This window comes from Peptoniphilus rachelemmaiella, from assembly GCF_943169845.1.
GTDB classification, from domain to species: Bacteria; Bacillota; Clostridia; order Tissierellales; family Peptoniphilaceae; genus Aedoeadaptatus; species Aedoeadaptatus rachelemmaiella.
Window position 1 is genome coordinate 1 of sequence record NZ_CALPBW010000026.1, and the last position, 18,123, is coordinate 18,123.

Genomic DNA, 18,123 nt, shown 5'->3' on the forward strand with positions numbered 1-18,123 from the left:
TTGCAATCAATGGTAATCAGGCGTCTTTCTTCTGAAACACCGGTGACCTCGACATCTTGGATTCCTAAAAGTAATGTGGTAATATTGTTTTGCACTTGTTTGCCCCCCTTTATTATTTTGTGGTGATATAATTTTAGGTGATAGGGAAAACAAGTGCTATCTTTTTGCATAAAAATATCCATTGAGGAGGTTACTCCCCAACGGATATTATAGAGCCTATAAAATCATAACTGTCCAACGGCAGCAGTCGAGATAAAACGGATACTTTGGCAGTCCGAATCTCATTATTTTTTTTATACCTTAGCCCATACATCTGTAATTCTTTCAAACGATTTCCACGAGCATATAAGGATACATCTGCTCCCGCTTCAGAAATCAAAGCCGCATAAAGACTTCCTATCACTCCTGCACCATAAATCAATACTCTCATCTTAACGGTCCTTTTATGTTTCTTCCTAAATTTCGATGTATTTTACGTATCCAAACAAAAGCTCACTATCCATTTAGATAAATGACCCGAAAATTCACCTTTATAATATTCCAACAATCAAAGCCTGAACCGCCGCTACAAACGGTATAATTAAAAACGGAGTAACTACAAAATGTTCCATGATTGCCAAATGCCTCATCCAGTTACTGAATTCATAATCCGGATGTCCCTCTGTCCCCTGAATGACGATTTTATCCTTATATTTCCCTTGGAACAACAGACAATCCAACAAAAAGAAATCTCCTAAGTTTAATATGCTCCACTGAATATAGCCCATCCAAAAAAGATTCCAAAAACCTGAAATTCCAGTATGGAAAAGACTTGCTGCTGAATATATGAAACAAATCCCGCAAATTATAATTGTTAGAATGAGATTTATGTTTTTCTCTTTTTTTGTCATCTTTCTTTTTCTTGATACACTTGTTTCCAAACATTCCCACTCCACATATCGGGCATTTTACAATTCCAGAAAGCAAGTGCGTGCGTGTATCTTTTCCTTTATTCACATGCTCATATTTCTTTGCTTGAGATTTTAGCTTAACCTGAGCAGTTTGCCAAACTTCATCGGAAACTATAGCTTCATGTATCCCTTCAGATATTAGATATTCACCTTGTTCAACCTGCTTATATTCATTTCTTGTACCATGAATTTTTTCTAAAGTTCTTCTTCCGAATGCTATTTTCCCATTATATACAGGATTCTTTAATATCTTTCTTATAAGACCTGCATCAAACAAAGGATTCTTACCATTCTATCTTGGGAATTTTCTAATTCCATGATTCTCTAAGTATTTAGATAGCCCATTGGCTCCTATCGTAGTATTTACATACTGGTCGAAAATCGTTCTTATGGCAACTGCCTCTTCCTCATTTATAAACAGCTTGCCATCTTCAAGTCTATATCCATATGGAGCAAAGCCACCATTCCATTTTCCTTCCCTTGCTTTTTTAATGCGACCTTCCATTGTTTGAATATGGATGTTTTCTCTTTCTATTTCAGCCACAGCTGATAAAACAGAAATCATTAGTTTCCCGGCATCTTTAGATGAATCAATGCCATCTTCAACGCAGATAAGATTAACTCCATAATCCTGCATTATCTGAAGTGTAGACAGAACATCAGCGGCATTTCTTGCAAATCTTGATAACTTAAACACAAGAACAAAAAACACTCCATCTTTTCCGGATTTTATATCTTCCATCATTCAATTGAACTGTATTCTACCTTCAATAGATTTGCCAGACTTTCCGGCATCTTCATACTCTCCGACAATTTCGTAATCGTTGTAAATAGCAAAGGCCATCATTCGTGATTTTTGTGCCTCTAACGAATACCCCTCTATCTGTATTGACGTAGATACTCGTGTATAGAGGTATACTTTTATTTTTTCTTTTGACATAGCATTAACCTCAATATAACTTTTCTATATCATATGTAGTTTAGGATTTTTGAATTTAAGTTTGGACTATCATTTCAAGTATATTATAACGCTTTTATTAGTCCGTCTCAATTTGTGTTTTTGCCATGTCAAAACTATTTTTCATCTCTTGATTTTTTACTGGCGTTGGATCGGGCAGATTATCTAAATCTAAAACACCAGCATATTTTGTAATCAGATTTGCAATTAAATCAGCCAGTCCATTCCATTCACTATCCACAGATATCCCTTCTTCCTTTACAAACTTTCTATAATCAAAATATGTTTTCTTCTATATTTCAAGTTTAACGACTTTGGTAGGTGCTTGGCAGCAACATAGGAATCTCACCTCCGCCTCTTATTCCAGACGAGCCGGCTTAAACTATTGAAGTCTCATTATTACTACTTGTTTCATCGAACAGGTTGCCACATCTGTTTTTATGTATTCTTATTTATCGCTCGCTTTCTTGTTTCCTTGATTTCTCAGTATTCATAAAACCAAAATTTCTTTCAGCAGAAAGGTCATGGCGTAAGTTATAATCCTCCACAAGTAGATAAAGTCCTACCTTTGGTCTACTCAGTTGTCAAGGAACAATTATTTGAAAGGGACTTTTCTTTGTATTCTTTTCATTTGAAATAGGCAATCTTCACTATCATCAATAAAATACAGGAAGTCAAACTTCCCTTCACTTTACATAAGGACAGATTGACCCCCCTTGGTTACCGAATTTTTTAATTTATTTGATAAAATTTTTCGGTTTTCCATTAATTTTGTTTTTTATAATTTAAAAATCACGATATAAAAGCGACTAAGTTATTTTATTCTTAATCGCTTCAAAAATTGTCTATATGTGCTTTACAAAGCTTTTTAATTCTTAAATGTCGGTTGCTTTTAATCGTTTACTTTTTTTACAATCTCCAGCTTGCAGCTCGCTCTCTTGCCTTGATAAATGCTGAATAAATTCCTTCTCTATTTATCAAATCGTTATGTTTGCCTTCTTGAACCAATTTACCGTCATCAATCACTAGTATCTGATCGGCTTTTTTCACAGTTGAAAGTCTGTGAGCTATCGAAACTACAGTGTGTCCTTTGGACAATTCCTCAACCGCGGCCAAAATCTCATATTCATTTTCAGGATCAACGGAGCTGGTCGCTTCATCTAAAAGAATAATAGGTGCATTTTTAAGTAATGCTCTAGCAATAGAAATTCGTTGTTTTTCACCACCGGAAAGAGAACTGCCACCCTCACCTACCATGGTGTTATAGCCATCGGGAAGTTCCATAATAAAATTATGGCAACGAGCCTTTTTAGCAGCTTCCACTACTTCTTCATGACTTGCCTTAGGATTTGCAAAGCGAATATTATTCTCTATAGTATCTTGAAAAAGATAAACATTTTGGAAAACAAGTGAAAGATTTTTCAGTAAACTTTCTACTTTATAATCTCGTATATCCCTATTTCCTAATCTTATTTCACCACTGTCAACATCATAAAAACGAGAGATCAAATTGATTATTGTCGTTTTTCCGGATCCTGACGGTCCTACGATAGCTGTCTTTGACCCTTGTGGAATAGTAAATGAAAGGTCTTTTAAAACAGGCTTCCCTTTGTCGTAACTAAAGCTCACCTTATCAAAGACGATATCCTGATTTTCCATAACTTCCAAAGTCCCGTCACTTATTTCAGGAATATCTAAAACCTCATCCAAATATTGCATATTGGCAGGATTTTTAACCATGAGGATGGCTGCATTTTCAAGTTGTTTTAAACCGCCGAAAATCATAAAGCCGGCAGCTGAAACAGTAAGCGCTTGTGGTAATAAAACTTCCCCTTTCGTATAAAGATAACAAGAAAATAATGTAACAAGTAGACTCGAAAGATTAATAACAGTAGAAAAAATTCTTGCATAAATAACAAAGACGATTTCAAAATGTACTTGAGAGAGTCTAAGTTCTTCAGAAGCATTTTCCAATTTAGAATGTATTTCTTCAACAACACCTTCATCTGCAAACGGAAAACTGCGAAGCACAGGAATCCCGCTAATGCTATCAACTAACGCATCACCCACCTTTGTAATAGCTGCATGCTCACGTGCAACCTCTTTTTTTGCTTGATTAATCATAAGAGACATGCATAACCAAATAAGAATTAAACAAATTAAAGTTAAAAATCCAATTTTAGTATTTACACCGAACATCCCAACCAACAGAAAAAAGGATATTGAAATGCCTGAAACAGCAAAGTCGATACTCATTGCAGAGTAATTTTCAAGACTCTTCATAACATTGGTAAATGCCGCCATAATTCTTGATAGGCTTTGTTCTGCAAAATATCCCATAGGCGCCTTTTTAAGTTTTTCGCCAACTGCAAGTCTGTAGTCCTTGAAAATGCCAAAGAAAACACCGTCACTAAGACCACTTTTCGCCCAGCCTGTCAAAAAATTAAAAAGAAAGGAAGCAAAAAGCACTCCGAAAATTGTCCAAATATGCTCCCTTGTAGTTTCATTCATCCAACCGAATGCAAGAAAGAGAGCGAAAAATCCAAACAGCATTGAAGCATTTTGCAGAAAAATAAGAAACATTCCTGCCTTAAGACGATTTTTATACTGTCCTGCCAGTTTGAATGATAATCTTATAAACTCCATGTCTTATTCCTCCCCTAAATATTGTTTCCACAGGCTTGCATAAAGTGGCTCTTCCATCAGTTCTTCATGTTTACCCTTGGCTATAATTTGACCTTTATCGATTAGAATTATTTGGTGTGCCTGCTTGATTGTATTTAACCTATGAGCAACCATCACAAGATTTTTCCCCTTTACTAGATTCGATATTGCTTCTTGGATGAGAGCTTCATTTTCAGGATCGGCATAAGCTGTCGCCTCATCCAAAATAATGGTTGATGCAGGTTTCAAAATTGCTCTTGCAAGGGTTATCCGTTGTCTTTCACCGCCTGACATTGCTCCTCCTGCTTCTCCTGCTTTGGTATCATACCCATTAGGAAGTGCCGTAATAAAATCATGACAATGAGCAGCTTTTGCTGCCGCAATAATTTCATCTTCGGATGCATTAGGCTTTCCAAGACGAATATTATCTCTAAGGCTTACATCAAAAAGAAAGTTATCTTGTGAAACAAAAGAAATCTCTTCAGCAAGCTGCTTAAATGAAATATTCTTTGTATCCACATTACCAATGGAAATTTTACCCGATGACTGATCCCAAAAGCCTGCCAAAAGCTTTGCAATTGTAGATTTTCCGCCACCTGAAGGTCCGACAAGTGCAGTCACTTCTCCGGGGCTTGTTTCAAAAGAAATATTATGCAATACCTCAGTTCCGTCATGATAAGAAAAACTTACATTATCAAATTTTATTCCCTTGCCCCTATCTATAGTAACTTTATTTTCTGCATCAGGACGTTTTTGGGCAGGCATATCAAGCAATTCTTGTATGGATACCCAAGTATTGGAAGCCATCTGAAAAAGTTCAAAGCTCATCATGATTGCAAAAGCTTGTGGAAGGATAGCAATTGGCAGAATAAGTGATAAAAGCAATGTTTCGATGCCTATTTGCCCGTTCCCATATAAATAGAAAGCGAAAGGTAAGCTCACTATCTGTGGTGTCATCATTGCAGCCGTCATAAGTGCTTTGCCAAACCAACTTTGCTTCCACCATTTCATCGTTGAAAAATGATAGAATTTTACCGCATCTGCAAACTTTCCATACGAAACTTTGTCTTGTGCAAATGCTTTGATTACAGGGATTCCACGAACATACTCCGCACTTCTGTCGGCAACATTAGCATAACTTGATAGCCACACCGCCATTCTACTACGGTATTTATACATCATTGTAATCATCGCTAAAAAAACAATTGGTAGCGGCACAAATATTGATAATCCTATACGCCAATCTAAATAAAACAAAATAACTGTGCAGAGTATCGGATGCAAAAGCTTACTAGGTAGTTCAGGCATCAAATGGGCTACCCAGTCTTCCATATCCGCTACTCGATCCATAATAATTACCTTTATTTTACCTACAGAATTATCCACCAAGTACCCCATTGGAATAACATTTAATTTTTCAAACAAAGTCCGTCTAAGTTTTGCAAGTATGGAAAAAGAGGTTTTATGTGAAATGGTTGTGCTGAATCCTGAAAATATAAAGTAAAGGAGCAGTGATCCTATTGCAAAAAAAGCATATTTCATTAACGCATGAAAGCCGACCGGATTACCCCCGGCATTTTTTATAAGCCATCCTGCTGCATAAGCACTAAAAAAATAGGTAGAAAAACTAAAAAGCTCTCCAATGCAGGCAAAAATAACAGAAATTCGCATCCTACCCTTATACTCAGGTGCTACACTCATAAGTGCTTTATTTAAACCACTCATACTGATTTTAGGTTTTTTTTCGCTTTGCTCTACATCACTTTCGATTCGCTGCATAATCTCATCAGGAACATCCAAGTTTAAACTCTCTACCTCTTTTATTAAATTTTTATTTTGCTTGAGTTTCTTGCTGTCCGAGGCAGAGCAAATCAACTCATCATTTTTTTTCTTCATTAACTCATCTCCTTTTCAGTTAGCTTATACTAACTATTCGTTTAAAAAAATTACCTTATTTTACCTTTTTCATAACTATCAATAAACAGCTTTATTATTTCTATAAAAAACTCTCTATTATTTATAAAGCTATCCCTTGCCCCATCTAAGATTTCACAACCTAGTATAACTGTATTCATAAAAAATATTAAAAAGTCATTTGTGAGATATTCACACCCATCTTTCTTTGCAACTTTAACTCCTATATATGTAGCCTTTAAGGATTCTTCGACCAAAATTGGGAACAAATTCTTTAGGTCATCATTGTTTTTCGTAGCCTGAAGATATATGGCATATACGCTCATGAGTTCACTTTCATCAAGTACTTTATCGACAATCATATGTGCTACAGCATTAGCATCTAACTCTCCCGAATACTCTGCCAGAACTTCATTAATCTTATCGACTCGATAAGCCATACCTTCTCGCATTAAATCATGTAATATTTCAACTTTATTTTTGTAATGGTAATACACACCTCCTCGAGAAAGCGAGGTTTCAACAATAATATCTTCCATTACCGTGTCAGCAAAACCCTTCCTTAAAAAAACCTTTTTAGCTGCATCTAATATTTCTTTTTTTCTGATTTGACTGACTTTCTGTTTTTTCCCTCCCAAAATATATACCTCTCTTTGTAAACAAAACTGACAAAACTGTCAGTTTTATTGTAGCGTTATTTTAAGTTAGCGTCAACTAACTTTTTCGGAATACACTTTATGGTGACTTGTAATATGAAATGCAACAAATAAATAAAATAATCCATGGCTAATCTGATAAAGTGTTACTACCCACAAAAACACAAAGTAGAAGCCATGGATTAAGTATATTGTACCACGACTCGAGAAAAAGGAAGCCATTTAACTTATCAAGATCGTCAAACCTTAGAAAGGATGGTCATGGAGAATCACAGGAAACCTGCTAAGGAGAGAATATCAAAGAGTAAGATGGCAGAAATGCTTGGCGTTCATCGCTCAACAATCAGCCGAGAGCTCAAAAGGGGCGAAATCACGCAGCGTGATATCCTGTGGAAAGAATACACTTCCTATTGCGCCGATGTAGCACAAGATCTCATTGATTCCAATACCACGGCAAAAGGTCCCTCTTTAAAGTTAGGTAAAGATCAGCTCTTCCATGATTTTGTTGAATACTGGATAATAGAGAAAAAGTATTCACCGGATGTGGTAATCATGAAGATCGAAAACGAAGGACTCTCTTTTGAAACCGAGATTTGTACAAAAACCCTCTACAACTACATCAGTAAAGGTTACTTCCTCAATCTGACAAATAGAAACTTACCCCGTAGAGGTAAAAAAGTCAAAAGAAGATATCAAGGAGCAGGAAATGTATTCAAAAGAACAACGAGAAACCGCATTGCAACTGCATGATGAGTTTCAATCAGTTACTAAAGTCATACAAAAGCTTGGCTATCCCAGTCGGCAAGGTATGTATAAATGGCTCCGGGGACGCTCAAATCCTCCTGAGGATAAAGCAGAGCGCAAAAGGATAAACAACTCTAAAGAGCATCCTTTGCATCCTTCTGTAGAGACCAAGTTCGCAATTTTAGAGCGTTGTTTTATGAAGGGCTAAAACGTACAATTGGTTTCTGAGGAAACCGGTTATAGTCGGACATCAATCTACAGATGGAGAAAACTATATGTATCACAGGGAGTAGCCGCACTAATGAATGAAAAAGATAGACCAAGAGGAGAACCGGAAGAGGGCCCCAGGCCTCAAAGGATGAAATAGTAGAGCTAAAACAGCAAATGCTCGAAATGCAAATGGAGATAGATATCTTGAGGGAGACGATCAAAGTCATAAAAAAAGACCCGGGCGTCAACCGGAAAACCTGAACAACAGGGAAAAGACAACGATCGTTGACGCCTTAAAGAACCGCTACTCGTTGTCGCAATTGCTGTCAATCCTGCATCTTTCTCGGAGCAGCTATTATTATCAAGAGGCAACACGCAAGAAGCCGAATAAGTATACTCGCTTAAGAGTTCGTATTGCAGAGCTCTTTGCCGAAAATCAAAAGTGTTACGGTTATCGTCGCATTCATGCTTTGCTTCAGCGTGAGGGCATTACCGTTTCAGATAAGGTTGTCCGCCGTATCATGAGCGAAGAAAATCTTGTAGTTACCGTAAAAAGGCGGAGGAAGTACAACTCCTATCAGGATGAGGTTTCCCCGGCTGTTCCTAATTTAATCCGGAGCGACTTCCATGCAGAGCAACCGAATAGCAAATGGCTTACTGATATAACAGAATTTGCCATACCGGCCGGCAAAGTCTACCTGTCTCCAATCGTAGATTGCTTTGACGGTATGGTTTGCGCATGGTCAATCAGCGTCTCTCCGGACGCTAAACTAGTTAACGAGATGGATAGGCTACACTAAATAGGACAAAATAAAATCGAACATGATATACTAAACAAAATAGTAAAACCCAAAGAAAAGGAGACAAGGAAATGGTAAAACATTACGAAGAAAACTTTAAAAAGCAAATAGTAGAAATATACAACCAAGGAAACTATACATACAACAAGCTAGGAGAAGAATATCAAATAGCCCCATCCACAATAAGAGGCTGGGTAAAAAGGTACAACAACACACAATCATTTGACATAAACGACAACAGAACAGAAGAAGAAAAAGAAATAATAAGACTAAGAAAACAACTAAAACAACTAGAAATGGAAAATGATATTTTAAAGCAAGCAGCACTACTGCTAGGGAAAAGATAAAGTTCATAATCTCAAACAGAGAAAAATATAGCATTAGTGCAATGTGTAAAATACTAGGAATAACAAGAAGCCTCATATACTACCACCTTGACAAAGAAAAAGAACAAGAACAAAAGCCCCTAGAACAAGAAGAGCAAATAGAAAAAGAAATAAAAGAAATATTTAGAAAAAGCAAAAACCAACTACGGAACAAGAAAAATAAAAGTAGAACTAGAAAATAAAGGATACCAAGTATCCAGAAGAAAAATCTCAAGAATAATGAGAGAAAATAAGTTAGTATCAAACTATGCAGTAAAAGAATACAAAGTAGAAAAAACAGTAAGTAACGAAAGTAAAATAGACAGACAATTTAATGAAAGAGAAAAACTAGAAGCAATAGTAAGTGACCTAACATACGTAAAAGTAGGAAATAACTGGAACTACATATGTACCATAATAGACCTGCACAACAGAGAAATAATAGGCTATGCAGCAGGATCAAAGAAAGATGCAAACCTAGTAAAAGAAGCAATATACAACATAAAAGAACCATTAAACAAAATAAAAATATTCCACACAGACAGAGGGAAAGAATATGACAACAAGAAAATAGAAGAAATCCTAAAAACATTCGGAATAGAAAGATCCCTAAGCAAAAAAAGGAAGCCCGTATGACAATGCAGTAGCAGAAACAATAAACAAAGCAATGAAAACAGAATTCATATACCAAAGAAAATTTAGAAACCTAAAACAGCTGCAACAGGAACTAGCAGAATATGTCTACTGGTACAACAACATAAGACTACATGGATCATTAGGATACATGAGCCCGAGAAAATACAGAGAATTAGAACTGATTTCAACAAACAAATAAAATATATGGAGAAATAGTCAAGGGCGAATCGTAAGATTCTGGCGTAGCCGAACCCTTGACTATTTAGGAATATATTTTAGAATGTTTTGAAATCAGTCTAATGATTTATTCGATTTTGAATTGTCCTAAAAAGTGTTGACATACCACAGTTTAGTCTTGCTCCTGTGCAGCTGCCTCCTTCAGCCGCAAAAAGCTCTCGTCGCTAATGATGTGTTCAATCCGGCAGGCGTCGGCCTCCGCAGTTTCAGGGTCAACGCCCGCTGCGATAAGCTGCTCAGTGAAAAAGCAATGGCGCTCGTAGATTTTTTCGGCAACTGCCCGGCCTACATCGGTCAGGTGCAGGAAATAGTCGCTGTCCATCGTGAGAAAGCCACCGTCCCGCAGGGTTGCTACTGCATGGCACACACTGGGCTTTGACACCTCCATGTGCCGAGCCACATCTACGGAGCGTACCATACCGAGTTTCTTTTGAAGAACAAGAATGGTTTCCAGATAGTCCTCCCCGGACGCATGAAGTTTCATTAAGACCTCCCTTATGCAGATAATTTCTGTTCGGCGTTCCACATGGCCGCATACTTTCCGCCTTTAGCCAGCAATTCATCGTGAGTACCGGCTTCAGCAATCTTTCCGCCAGATACCACAAGGATTTGATCTGCATTTTTGACGATGGAAAGGGTATGAGCAATCATTACCACAGTCTTTTTCTCTTTCAGCAGATTGGCGATGGCCTGCTTTACTGCCAGTTCGTTCTCGATGTCAAGGGACGCCGTTGCTTCATCCAAAAGCAGGATCGGGCTGTTTTTCAGGATAGCGCGGGCGATTGAAATTCGCTGACGCTCACCACCCGAGAGAAGGTTTCCGTTTTCGCCGGTCGGCGTATCGTATCCCTTTTCCATCTTGCGGATGAAGCCGTCACAATTAGCCTCCCGGCAGGCAGCCTCGATTTCCTCGTCCGTGGCATTGGGGCGGGCGTGCCGGATATTCTCACGAATGGTATCATCAAAGAGAAATACATCCTGATCTACCATCGAAATTTGTTCCAACACACGCTCAGCGGATATATGACTGATTGGCTTACCGCCAATACGGATTTCGCCGCCAGTCGGCTCATAGTATTTGGCGATCAGGTTCAAGATGGTGGATTTACCGGAACCGGAATCACCAACAATTGCAGTCAATTTCTGATTTGGAACTATAAAGGAAGTTTCCTTCAAAACTGCTTCGCCAGGAATATAGGAGAAGTCCACATTATCAAAAACAATCTCATAATTCTTAACTGTGAACGGTTCTGTACTGCCGTTTTCTTCTGGCTCATGGATTACTTTTAAAATATTGTTTTTTGAAATCACAAGGTTTTTGTAGCTAAACAAATCTACTGAAATTGCCCCGATTAGCTTTGCCAGCAACATAGGGAGCATACATAAAAGCAGAAAATCAATCGTCTGAATTTCTCCTGCCATCCACGGAGAAATCCCAATAAACATAATAAAAGGAACCATAAGCCAGTTAATAATGTTAAAAGCAAAGTTTATGGGAATACCATGCGCTTCATATTCAAAGCTGACCTGACTGAACAATTGCATTGCTTCTGTGGTTGCCTTATTTTTTGTGCCAGCCACGCCGTATGCACGAAACGTCTGAATACCTTCTATATATTCCACAATGCTGCTTACTGTTTCAGATGAAACCTTATTTTTTCTGGTTCCATACTTTTTTACCGTTCGGAAAGAAAGCCACATTTCAGGAATCAGCATGGAAGTAGAAAGCAAAAGGATCCCTCCTGCGGGCAGATACAAATAACAGATAAATACAATAACCATAACGGCCAGAGCAATATTTTTGGTCAAGTTACTTACCTTGTGTGTCAATATTTGTTCATAACTATTTACATCGCATGTCATTGTATTTACATATTGCCCCACCTGCCCATGTGTGAAGCGAAAGAGAGGAATCCTCTTAAATTTATCTCCAAGGAAAAGGCGAAGATTTTTTGAAACGGCAGCCCCGCCGATCTGGTTCTGTGTATAACCTATACTGTAAATAAGCACTCGTAAAGCATAGACTACGCACAGAATTCCTGTGATCGTTAAGATGTCTGTTGTAGTTGTTTTCTTGCCGAGCAGGATCTGAATGACTAGGTAAATCGTCATATAACTGCATCCAGAAAGAAAACCTTCAATAACCGTGAATATCACGCCTATATTAAAGTGGATATTTTTATGTAATGGCCCTGTTTCTTTCATTATGCTTCATCTCCTTTCCCGCCATAGACGATTTTTCTTGAAGCATTGTAATCGCTCCATGCCTTTCTATAATAATTATTTCTGGAAAGGACTTCTTCATGGGTGCCTGCATCGGTTATCGTGTGATTTTCGACAATTGCCACTTTATCACACATTTTAACTGCACCCAAACGATGTGCGACAATCAAAACGGTTTTCCCTTTGCAAAGATTCTCAATTGCCCGATCTATTTCCAACTGATTTTCGGGATCGGCTGCACTTGTGGCTTCATCTAATATCAGAATAGGAGCATTTTTAAAAATAGCTCTTGCAATCGCTATCCTTTGTTTTTCTCCGCCAGAGAAACGGGAGCCAAAACTGCCTACTTTCGTATCATATCCATCTGGCAAAGACATGATGAAATCGTCAATCTGTGCCTCTTTTGCGGCTGCCCTCACTTCTTCCAGAGTGGCGTTACTGCCCATACGGATATTCTCCAAAACACTGTCGCGGGTCAAAAACGTCTTTTGAAATACAATGGATATGTTTTGAAGCAATTTTTCATAGTTTATGTTTTTTACATTTATACCGCCGATTAATACCTGACCTTCCTGCACATCGTAAAATCGGGAGATCAGCTCAATGACTGTGCTTTTACCAGCACCGGAAACACCAATCAGAGCTATTTTCATATAACTGTTCATTGCTTATATCTATTTCTGATAATTGGTTCTTTTTAAGCTACAGCCCCTTAAAACAAATAGCCAAGAAGTCGAATTGAACATTACAAGTTATGAATTTCTAGTTAAACCAAAACGGTCAGTAAATATGCCAAAATTAGAATCACGAAAAAGAAGATTATAACTTTTGTGATCTGACTTTTCGCATTAAACCCAAAATTATCATATCCCTTGGCTCCAACCGTCTGTGGATAAACTTTAGTTGGTAATTTTAACTTGGTAAGCATGAGATAATCAAAAAATATAATATCAAAAAGCTTATATCCTTCAATTCGTAAGACTTTTTTACTTTAGTACTGCTTGAATTTTTATTATTTCAATTATGTTTATTATTTTGCAGTCAATAGTGATAATCATTATTGACAATTTCCCCCAGATGTGCTATCCTATAAATGTAAATAATATACAATGAGGTGTATGTATGAAACTAACTCAAGAAATAAAAGACTTAATTGGTGAACAGCTTGCTTATATAGCAACTGTAGATGAGAATGGTAATCCTAATATAGGGCCAAAAAGAACTATGAGGGTTCTTGATGATGAACATCTCATCTTTTGCGAAAATACAGATGGCAAGCACCATGCCAATATTAAAAATAATGGCAAGATAGCTATCGCCTTTGTTAAAAGAGAAGACAACAAGGGCTTTAGGATTGTGGGTGCAGCCAAATCTTATACAGACGAAGAGCATATGAACCTAGCCAAGGAAAAGGCTGGTGTAATGCCAAAGGCGGCTGCTGTAATCATAGATATAGAAAAGATCTATACCCTTGATTCAGGTCCAATAGCTGGAAAATTATTAGAAGCCTAATTCCCATAGTTATTAATAATTCTACAAAAAAGTTTGGTGCACGGATTATTTCTTGTGTACCAAACTTTTTTATAAATGATGAATTGCAAATAATATTGCGACACCTAAGCCAAACTAAGTTCGTGCATAAATAAATCAAATGGAGTTTGATATTCTAGAGGGTCTGTAAATAATTTTGTGTATCAACCTAAATCATGATAAAAGGGCAAAGGTTGATACATTTTTTTATGTCAGTATTTAGCCATTCCTATAGTAATGGTTCTTGTCTTGTTTTTTAGGTATGCTCACATATTAGATTGAAGTTTCTTTCGCTTATATTTCCCTCTAACCTATCTTCATATAACTGTTCATGGCTTATATCTATTTCTGATAATTGGTTCTTTTTAAGCTACAGCCCCTTAAAACAAATAGCCAAGAAGTTGAATTGAACATTACAAGTTATGAATTTTTAGTTAAACCAAAACGGTCAGTAAATATGCCAAAATTAGGCTCACGAAAAAGAAGATTATAATTTTTGCAATCTGACTTTTCCCATTAAATCCAAAATTATCATACCCCTTAGCACCAACCGTCTCTGGGTAAACTTTAGTCGGCAATTTTAACTTGGTAAGCATGAGATAATCAAAAAAGATAATATCAAAAAGCTTATATCCTTCAAATAGTATTAAAAATCTAACAAAGGCTTGCTGAAAAGTTAAACTAAATTTTACTGTATCAACAATTGCCCAGCCTAGAACGGCTGCAATGGCTAGCAATCCAAGTATCATGATAAGTCCGCCGATTATATTGACCCAAATCGGTTTATCTGGCAACTTACTCATCATAACTTTGATATCATCAGGTGCGCCGAAATGCTTCGAGCCAAATTTCGGTATAATAAGTATAAAATTCACCATCATAATTGATGCTGTTAAGCAGATGATTGTTAACATACCAAGTGTTTTCATCAATTTAGTTCACCTCCTCTCTTGAAGTATAAACCATTTCGTAAATGGGAGCAATTTTTCTTAGTTGTGTCAACTAAATTCGTATAAATTTTCTTGCTAGTATTAGTGCTATACTTTTTTACAATTTATATAGTTATTTAAAATCTATAATCACAGATGTCTTCTTGTCAATGTCATTATACACATACAGGTCATGTATTAAGAAGTTTTGTAAATTCTCAAATAAATTACTCACAAAACTTTGGATTCCAATCTAAAAGATATTTACAAAATCATTGACAAGATATAAAAACACCCTATATAAAGATTTTCTTTGATCCCTTGTAAATCAAGTGTAAAGAACTATAAGAATTTAAATCTCTTTTTCAAATTCATCTTCAAAACTAATAATATCATTAGGAGTGCAAGATAGAGCCTTACATATTCTTTCTAAATTCTTAAATGTAATTGGTTTATCCTTGCCCATTTGTGCCATAACATTTGTTGTTAGTCCTGCCATAGCTATTACATCTGTTTTCTTTAATCCTTTTTTCGCTAACTGTATCCATAATGGTTTATAGTTAAGTGCCATAATATCCCTCTTTTTCTCTTCATTAGATTTATTTAATTATAGCATAAATATTGATTTCATTCAATCTTACATTGATTTAGTGTTTTGTTTTAGAGAATTTGTTGTGTTATTCCGTCCTTATTTTGCCATAAATTGCTTAATACCTTGAGACTTAGCACCAGGATTGTCATTGCCATATCCTTCCATCAGGTTGATAACACCCCATGCTCCTAAACCTGCACCAATTGCAGTTACAAGTGTCTTTAAAACTCCAACTCCAGCTGTAAAAAATTCCATATTATCTCCTCGTTTTCTTTCTTATTTTCTATTTTGTTTAGTGATTTAACTATAAAGTTCTTGTAGACCTTATCTCCTTTTTTGTTTTCTTTGAAATATCCAAAGACATGGATTAGATCTCCTTTTCCAAATTCTTTTACAATTTCTACCTTTTCTCCATATACTGAGCAATTTGTATATTCTTTGCCCTTTCCATATTTTTTTACAAGAGCAAAATTTGCTACTTGAACACTTTCTCCATCTTTTTCAAATTCTGAAAATTCAGCTTCCTTAACTAAATTTGCATTAATATTTATCATTTCTCTATCCATTAATTTCTTCTCCTTAATCTAAAAATTTCAATTAAAAAAGCGACTGAACTTATAATTCAATCGCTAAATGTCTTATATATTAAATTGTTTTAAGTGGGACTTCTTATCCTTACCATCTTAACCTCCTAATTTTGAGTATAAAAAAAGACGATAGAGTTTTTAATTTCTATCGCCTTAGGTACTAATTCCATTTAATTTTTTAATTAGATAAATTGAATTTGTTATACAATAAATTTACTTGCTAACTTATACACTTGATTTATTTCTTTACTTTCCAACTTCCAGCTATTGAGTTCAGCTTTAATTAATTCTGGAAATTTTTTGCTAATATCTCTTAAAGCATTTCCAACCGATTTTCTTACATATTCACTCGAATCTTCTTTTAAATTGACCAATCTTTCAATAGCTTCATTCGGATTTTCTTTGAAATATGGTCTACTTGTCCATATTCTTAATCCCTCTGTTACTGCTCTCCTCGTATTCGGATTTTCATTTTCTAACCATTCATCAATTATTGGGAGTGCTTTTTCATATCCTATTTTCTTGCAAAATTCATCGAATGCCTTTGCCAATACTTCCTGAACTCTCCAATTGTCATCTTTGGAAACTTCATCTCTCATAAATCTTAAAATTTCTTCATATGATGATAAATATCCAAATAGAAACACACCATACATTCTAACTTGATATACATTGGACTTATAAGCTAAAAATGCCAATTTTTTGCTATGTTCATTATTATTAGATTTATAATCAGCAAAGGCTCTTTTTTCATGCTCTTTAAAGCCGTTTTCTATCAAAGAGAATTCTTTTTCTAAATTCAAAATATATTCTTTCAATTATCCTATCCTCCTCACTAAATTCAGATCTATTTATATAATCTTGTATTTATAGTCTGCCTATTCAGTTTTACTTTTCCTTTTCGTTTAATGCATCTTTCAATGTCAAACAAATTCTTCTCATCAAAATCTTCCAATAACTTGTAATTCTTATGCTTCGTAATATCAAATTTATCAGATAAGAAAGGTCTTACTCCATAAGCAAGTTCAAGCACCTCCATATCTTTATTCAAATGAGGACTAAGATATTCACAAACTTTATCATAAACCTCTTTATCTTTTTTCATAAAAGGGGCATACAACTTAGCAAATTTATCCTAAAATTTTTTGTTGCTTTTATCAATCATTTCAACGCTCCTTTAAATATAAAAATGATCCTATCAATCTTTATATTTAGCCTATTTTCTAATTGATACCTTGCAAGAAAGGAATAATAGCTGTTCCTATACCAAGTAGGAATGTCATAAATGCAGAAAGTCATATGCTGTTATTCTTTTCTATTAAATCATTTTGAAGTGTCTCAAAGCATCCATGATGGCTTCTTCTTTTTCAGGTGTACACTGTGGAATAATTTGTTTCTCCTTTTTAGACTTGTTGTAATGTTCTCGTAATTCTATTCCACATTTCCTTTTTATCTGTGCAATATATAATGTCGAAACTTTTAATTCAAATTTATTCCAAACATATTCTTTGATTTGAGCATATGTTGCTTTGCTCTCCGCACTGGTCAAATCAAGCTCATCCAGCTCAATTTCAATATTTATATGCTTATCGACATCGAGTTTGGACAAAAGCGCAATGACCTCAGCCGTCGAATCTTGCCAATCGAATCACCCTCGCGGGCGCTTCTCTTGGAGATTTTTGGCATGATCAAGACCTAACATGATGAGCAAACGCGAATCAATGTAGGTCTGATGCAACCATTTGCCCAAATCTTTGATTTGGTGCAAATGTCTGCTGACCTACCTCTATTGCTACTTCGATTCGCTGTGCGAATCTCGTACCAATAGGGTTAGGGCTTCAACGTGGCTTGAGTGGTCAGTATGAATAAATTTTAAAAATTTTCAAAAGCCTCGTATGTGGGAATATATTAGGCTCTATAATATCCATTGGGGAGTAACCTCCTTAATGGATATTTTTGTGCAAAAAGATAGCACTTGTTTTCCCTATCACCTAAAATTATATCACCACAAAATAATAAAGGGGGGCAAACAAGTGCAAAACAATATTACCACATTACTTTTAGGAATCCAAGATGTCGAGGTCACCGGTGTTTCAGAAGAAAGACGCCTGATTACCATTGATTGCAA

The 18,123-nt window shown here is 36.0% G+C and carries 18 protein-coding genes and 6 pseudogenes; 7 read left to right on the forward strand and 17 right to left on the reverse strand.

From position 1 onward, the window contains the following. Positions 1 to 190: 190 nt before the first annotated feature. The 6 genes and pseudogenes from KO087_RS08775 to KO087_RS08805 form a co-directional block, all read right to left on the reverse strand. Positions 191 to 430, reverse strand: coding sequence for a ketopantoate reductase family protein (locus KO087_RS08775; protein WP_251375002.1), 240 nt, complete (start codon positions 428 to 430; stop codon positions 191 to 193). Between the two features lie 449 nt (positions 431 to 879). Next, a pseudogene (locus KO087_RS09575) lies at positions 880 to 1,890 on the reverse strand (recombinase family protein); the annotation flags it as partial. Between the two features lie 97 nt (positions 1,891 to 1,987). Next, a complete protein-coding gene (locus tag KO087_RS08790; protein ID WP_215508873.1) occupies positions 1,988 to 2,149 on the reverse strand; it encodes a hypothetical protein in 162 nt (53 codons plus the stop codon). A 668-nt stretch (positions 2,150 to 2,817) separates the two neighbouring features. Next, on the reverse strand, positions 2,818 to 4,554 hold the full coding sequence (locus KO087_RS08795) for an ABC transporter ATP-binding protein (RefSeq protein ID WP_215508874.1): 1,737 nt from the start codon (positions 4,552 to 4,554) through the stop codon (positions 2,818 to 2,820). 3 nt (positions 4,555 to 4,557) lie between these two features. Next, positions 4,558 to 6,468 (reverse strand): ABC transporter ATP-binding protein, encoded by a 1,911-nt coding sequence (locus KO087_RS08800; RefSeq protein WP_215508875.1) that lies wholly within the window; start codon positions 6,466 to 6,468, stop codon positions 4,558 to 4,560. A gap of 50 nt (positions 6,469 to 6,518) precedes the next feature. Continuing rightward, complete coding sequence (locus tag KO087_RS08805) at positions 6,519 to 7,124, reverse strand: TetR/AcrR family transcriptional regulator (RefSeq protein ID WP_215508876.1); 606 nt, start codon at positions 7,122 to 7,124, stop codon at positions 6,519 to 6,521. Between the two features lie 327 nt (positions 7,125 to 7,451). On the opposite strand from KO087_RS08805, the gene KO087_RS08810 reads away from it, so the two are divergent. From KO087_RS08810 to KO087_RS08825, 5 genes and pseudogenes are all read left to right on the forward strand, one after another. Next, the gene (locus KO087_RS08810) at positions 7,452 to 7,892 is read left to right on the forward strand and encodes a hypothetical protein (RefSeq protein WP_251375004.1); all 441 of its coding nucleotides are present in this window, start codon (positions 7,452 to 7,454) and stop codon (positions 7,890 to 7,892) included. After that, positions 7,849 to 8,094 carry a hypothetical protein gene (locus KO087_RS08815; protein ID WP_215508877.1) on the forward strand — a complete coding sequence of 82 codons (246 nt, stop codon included), beginning with the start codon at positions 7,849 to 7,851 and terminating at the stop codon, positions 8,092 to 8,094. The genes KO087_RS08810 and KO087_RS08815 overlap by 44 nt, the downstream gene beginning before the upstream one ends. Positions 8,095 to 8,103: 9 nt before the next feature. Beyond that, a complete protein-coding gene (locus tag KO087_RS09660) occupies positions 8,104 to 8,253 on the forward strand; it encodes a helix-turn-helix domain-containing protein (RefSeq protein WP_023055122.1) in 150 nt (49 codons plus the stop codon). 100 nt (positions 8,254 to 8,353) lie between these two features. Then, positions 8,354 to 8,881, forward strand: a pseudogene (locus KO087_RS08820) (IS3 family transposase); the annotation flags it as partial. 86 nt (positions 8,882 to 8,967) lie between these two features. Then, positions 8,968 to 10,096, forward strand: a pseudogene (locus tag KO087_RS08825) (IS3 family transposase). Between the two features lie 150 nt (positions 10,097 to 10,246). On the opposite strand, the gene KO087_RS08830 reads toward KO087_RS08825, so the two are convergent. The 4 genes and pseudogenes from KO087_RS08830 to KO087_RS09580 form a co-directional block, all read right to left on the reverse strand. Continuing rightward, positions 10,247 to 10,618, reverse strand: coding sequence for a metal-dependent transcriptional regulator (locus tag KO087_RS08830; RefSeq protein ID WP_215508878.1), 372 nt, complete (start codon positions 10,616 to 10,618; stop codon positions 10,247 to 10,249). 11 nt (positions 10,619 to 10,629) lie between these two features. Further along, positions 10,630 to 12,339 (reverse strand): ABC transporter ATP-binding protein, encoded by a 1,710-nt coding sequence (locus KO087_RS08835; protein WP_012993135.1) that lies wholly within the window; start codon positions 12,337 to 12,339, stop codon positions 10,630 to 10,632. Continuing rightward, complete coding sequence (locus KO087_RS08840; RefSeq protein WP_251375007.1) at positions 12,339 to 13,022, reverse strand: ABC transporter ATP-binding protein; 684 nt, start codon at positions 13,020 to 13,022, stop codon at positions 12,339 to 12,341. Before KO087_RS08840 ends, KO087_RS08835 begins: the two co-directional genes overlap by 1 nt. A 101-nt stretch (positions 13,023 to 13,123) precedes the next feature. Beyond that, positions 13,124 to 13,339 (reverse strand): annotated as a pseudogene (locus tag KO087_RS09580) (hypothetical protein); the annotation flags it as partial. A gap of 140 nt (positions 13,340 to 13,479) precedes the next feature. Here KO087_RS09580 and KO087_RS08845 point away from each other — a divergent pair. Next, complete coding sequence (locus KO087_RS08845) at positions 13,480 to 13,869, forward strand: pyridoxamine 5'-phosphate oxidase family protein (RefSeq protein WP_215508879.1); 390 nt, start codon at positions 13,480 to 13,482, stop codon at positions 13,867 to 13,869. 452 nt (positions 13,870 to 14,321) lie between these two features. On the opposite strand, the gene KO087_RS08850 is transcribed toward KO087_RS08845, so the two are convergent. The 7 genes and pseudogenes from KO087_RS08850 to KO087_RS08880 form a co-directional block, all read right to left on the reverse strand. Further along, positions 14,322 to 14,816, reverse strand: coding sequence for a hypothetical protein (locus KO087_RS08850; protein WP_034440403.1), 495 nt, complete (start codon positions 14,814 to 14,816; stop codon positions 14,322 to 14,324). A 352-nt stretch (positions 14,817 to 15,168) separates the two neighbouring features. Then, a complete protein-coding gene (locus tag KO087_RS08855) occupies positions 15,169 to 15,387 on the reverse strand; it encodes a helix-turn-helix domain-containing protein (RefSeq protein ID WP_002839984.1) in 219 nt (72 codons plus the stop codon). Positions 15,388 to 15,504: 117 nt separating this feature from the next. Then, entirely contained in the window at positions 15,505 to 15,663 is a 159-nt protein-coding gene (locus tag KO087_RS08860; RefSeq protein ID WP_004825242.1) for a Maff2 family mobile element protein, read from the reverse strand. Further along, positions 15,630 to 15,974, reverse strand: coding sequence for a single-stranded DNA-binding protein (locus tag KO087_RS08865; protein WP_215508880.1), 345 nt, complete (start codon positions 15,972 to 15,974; stop codon positions 15,630 to 15,632). Before KO087_RS08865 ends, KO087_RS08860 begins: the two co-directional genes overlap by 34 nt. Positions 15,975 to 16,195: 221 nt before the next feature. Further along, entirely contained in the window at positions 16,196 to 16,813 is a 618-nt protein-coding gene (locus tag KO087_RS08870; RefSeq protein ID WP_215508881.1) for a DNA alkylation repair protein, read from the reverse strand. A gap of 29 nt (positions 16,814 to 16,842) precedes the next feature. Next, a pseudogene (locus tag KO087_RS08875) lies at positions 16,843 to 17,010 on the reverse strand (conjugal transfer protein); the annotation flags it as partial. A 303-nt stretch (positions 17,011 to 17,313) separates the two neighbouring features. Then, a pseudogene (locus tag KO087_RS08880) lies at positions 17,314 to 17,619 on the reverse strand (23S rRNA (uracil(1939)-C(5))-methyltransferase RlmD); the annotation flags it as partial. Between the two features lie 322 nt (positions 17,620 to 17,941). Between KO087_RS08880 and KO087_RS08885 the strand changes: the two are divergent. Next, positions 17,942 to 18,123 (forward strand): hypothetical protein (locus KO087_RS08885; protein WP_215508882.1); only part of this gene is annotated, 182 nt, incomplete at its 3' end.

Coding starts and splice junctions, on each gene's coding strand:
- KO087_RS08775 (WP_251375002.1), bottom strand. CDS start 430: ATGAGAGTATTGATTTATGGTGCAGGAGTGATAGGAAGTCTTTATGCG.
- KO087_RS08795 (WP_215508874.1), bottom strand. CDS start 4,554: ATGGAGTTTATAAGATTATCATTCAAACTGGCAGGACAGTATAAAAAT.
- KO087_RS08800 (WP_215508875.1), bottom strand. CDS start 6,468: ATGAAGAAAAAAAATGATGAGTTGATTTGCTCTGCCTCGGACAGCAAG.
- KO087_RS08810 (WP_251375004.1), top strand. CDS start 7,452: ATGGCAGAAATGCTTGGCGTTCATCGCTCAACAATCAGCCGAGAGCTC.
- KO087_RS08815 (WP_215508877.1), top strand. CDS start 7,849: ATGTATTCAAAAGAACAACGAGAAACCGCATTGCAACTGCATGATGAG.
- KO087_RS08830 (WP_215508878.1), bottom strand. CDS start 10,618: ATGAAACTTCATGCGTCCGGGGAGGACTATCTGGAAACCATTCTTGTT.
- KO087_RS08835 (WP_012993135.1), bottom strand. CDS start 12,339: ATGAAAGAAACAGGGCCATTACATAAAAATATCCACTTTAATATAGGC.
- KO087_RS08840 (WP_251375007.1), bottom strand. CDS start 13,022: ATGAACAGTTATATGAAAATAGCTCTGATTGGTGTTTCCGGTGCTGGT.
- KO087_RS08845 (WP_215508879.1), top strand. CDS start 13,480: ATGAAACTAACTCAAGAAATAAAAGACTTAATTGGTGAACAGCTTGCT.
- KO087_RS08850 (WP_034440403.1), bottom strand. CDS start 14,816: ATGAAAACACTTGGTATGTTAACAATCATCTGCTTAACAGCATCAATT.
- KO087_RS08855 (WP_002839984.1), bottom strand. CDS start 15,387: ATGGCACTTAACTATAAACCATTATGGATACAGTTAGCGAAAAAAGGA.
- KO087_RS08860 (WP_004825242.1), bottom strand. CDS start 15,663: ATGGAATTTTTTACAGCTGGAGTTGGAGTTTTAAAGACACTTGTAACT.
- KO087_RS08865 (WP_215508880.1), bottom strand. CDS start 15,974: ATGGATAGAGAAATGATAAATATTAATGCAAATTTAGTTAAGGAAGCT.